The following is a 2,499-nucleotide window of genomic DNA, read 5'->3' on the forward strand; positions in this document are numbered from 1 at the left end:
GTCATGCGCAGCAAGGTTTGCGCCAATCCATTGAGCGCGCCGCCGCAGGCGATCGCTTGCGCAGCATCGGCGATGGCACTGCGTAAAGGCAGGCCTTCGGGGCTGAGCAGAAGGCGCTCGAGGAAGGCCCGCGTGGCCTGCTCATAAGGCTCGTTCGGTGCGCTCCAGCTGCTCTGGAGTTTGGCTTCGCGCAGGGCTTTCTGTTGCCACTGCCACAGGCGTTCGGTGTAGGCCGTCATCGACGGCAGGTCTTCGCAATGCAGCTCCAGTGGCCAACTGGCGAGCAAGGTCTGGTAGAGCAGCAGTTCATCGGCGGGTGAGGGCATCGACGGATCGCGGCGCAGGGCAGCACTCTGTGTCCGCCAGCCTTCGACGGTTTCGGCATACCAGGTACTGCGCTCGCTGAGTAATGCCAGACGTGCGCGGCTGTCTTCACCGCGTTTGTGGTCATGGGTGGCGCTGGTCAGCAGCGAGTCCGGGAATTCGCTGAGGCGTTGGCTGCACGCCGTGTGGAAGTCCGCAAGTGGGGCGCTGAACCGCTCGGTGTTGAAGCCGACATCGTTACGCGACAACAGCACGCCTGAGCGATAGAGCGCGGTGTCTTCCACGGCTTTGGCGGCGGTCGGTGAGGTCAGTTGCTGGAAGCGCACACAGGCATGCTTGAGGATCTTGYGTTGACGGCCTACCGGGCGCTCGCGCCAGGGCTGCCCACCCAGCCATTGCGCCAGATAGTCGAGCACCGGCCAGTCGGCTTCGCTCAAGGTCTGGCGCGCGCCGTTCATCGCGTGCTGGAAAAACACCTCGTCTTGTGCCGAGCGCCCACACGGGCCGATGTATGTTCGGTACACCGGAAAATGCACGATCAGTTCCTGCAATGCCCGACGAATCGCACCCAGGGTCAGGTCTCGGCTCATCAGGTCATCGCGGGCCACTTGCAGCAAGGCCTGCGCGACACTTTCGAAGTCGCCGGCCAGCGAACCGTTGAGGATTTGCTGGCGTGCCAGTTGTGCTTCCTCGACGAACGCCGCGGGCCGTTCGGTGTGTCGGCTCCACAGTTCGCCAAGGACTTGCTCGCCTTGCGGGTCGTGTTGCAGCAGCGACAGTTGATTCATGAACTCGTAGCCCGTGGTGCCATCGACCTGCCAGTCGCGACGCAGCGTTTCACCGTCGCCGAGTATTTTCTCGACGTAAATCGGTACGTGTCGCAACGGTGACAGGACGTTCACCCGACGTCTGAGTTTGCGGCAGTAACCCCGTGGGTCGGCGAGTCCATCGATGTGGTCGATACGCAATCCATCCACCAGCCCTTCGGCAATCAGCTCGAAAATTTTTGCATGGGTGGCTTCGAACACGGCCGGGCGTTCGACCCGCAGCCCTGCCAGTTCATTGATGTCGAAGAAGCGCCGCCAATTTATGTCATCGGCTGCCGTGCGCCAACTGGCCAGGCGATAGCTTTGGCGTTCGAGCAGCTCGTGCAGACGGCTGAAACCTTCGGGCTGGCGGGAGTCATGGCGGCTAAGGTTGTGTTCGATGCAACGCAAGATCGCCGGATCAGACGCCAGTGTGATGAGCGCTTGTTGCAAGGGGCGTGCAAGGGAATGGGCATCGGTCTGGTAGTGCAGGGTAGTGAACTGATCGGCCAATACCTTGAGCTGCAGTGCCCGTTCAACGTCGAGCGAGTCGTCAGGCTTGAGCAGTTCAGCGTAGTCGGTGGGGCAGATCGGAAAGTGGTGCTCATGGTGTTCGACATGGAAACTGCCCCGTCCGGGATCGAAGTGCAGCGTCAGCGTACCGTCCTGCAAGGCGCTGCCGTAATCGTTGCCCAGGAACGGCAGCAATAGCTGGCCTTCGAGTAATGGGTCTGGCGAATGCCATTGAATGTCGAAAAACTCACCGTAGGGGCTTAATCGCCCCCACTCCAGCAAGTCCAGCCACCAGGGATTGTCGGCGCCACCTACGGCCATGTGGTTGGACACGATGTCCAGAATCAGCCCCATGTCCTGGGCGCGCAGCGCACTCACCAGTCGCCGCAGGGCTGCCTCGCCGCCCAGTTCGGGATTGACCCGGCTGGGGTCGACCACGTCGTAGCCATGCATCGACCCGGCGCGCGCACTCAACAGCGGCGAGGCATAGAGGTGGCTGATGCCTAAACCGCTGAAATACGGCACCAGCGGCACGGCGTCATCCAGGGTGAACCCCTGATGAAACTGCAGGCGCAACGTCGCCCGTACCGAGAGGGTTTGCACCTCACTCATTGATCACGCTCGGCTGCCTGAAGGCGCGCGCAAGCAAGCAGTTCCAGCCGTCGTGCGGCATCCGCATCGTCCAGCAGTACGTCGCTTTCATCGGCAAAGCGCCGGCGCCAGTTCGGATGACTGTCCGTGGTGCCGGGGAGGTTGGCCTGCTCATCAATGCCCAACGCATCCTCCAGCGGCAGCAACACCAAGGGGGCGCGGGTGTGACCCAGGAAACGCACGCTGGCGTCGAGTACCTGATCGG

The 2,499-nt window shown here is 62.2% G+C and carries 2 protein-coding genes; both read right to left on the minus strand.

Going from position 1 to position 2,499, the window contains the following annotated elements; all coding sequences use genetic code 11:
* Positions 1–2,255: malto-oligosyltrehalose synthase (treY, locus tag AC1DH9_RS27200; RefSeq protein ID WP_477809138.1), on the minus strand; the 2,255-nt coding region annotated here is incomplete at its 3' end.
* The coding region (locus AC1DH9_RS27205; protein WP_477809139.1) for a 4-alpha-glucanotransferase at positions 2,252–2,499 on the minus strand (248 nt) is incomplete at its 5' end. The genes AC1DH9_RS27205 and treY, both read right to left, overlap by 4 nt.

This window comes from Pseudomonas sp. 05T35 (assembly GCF_056396605.1).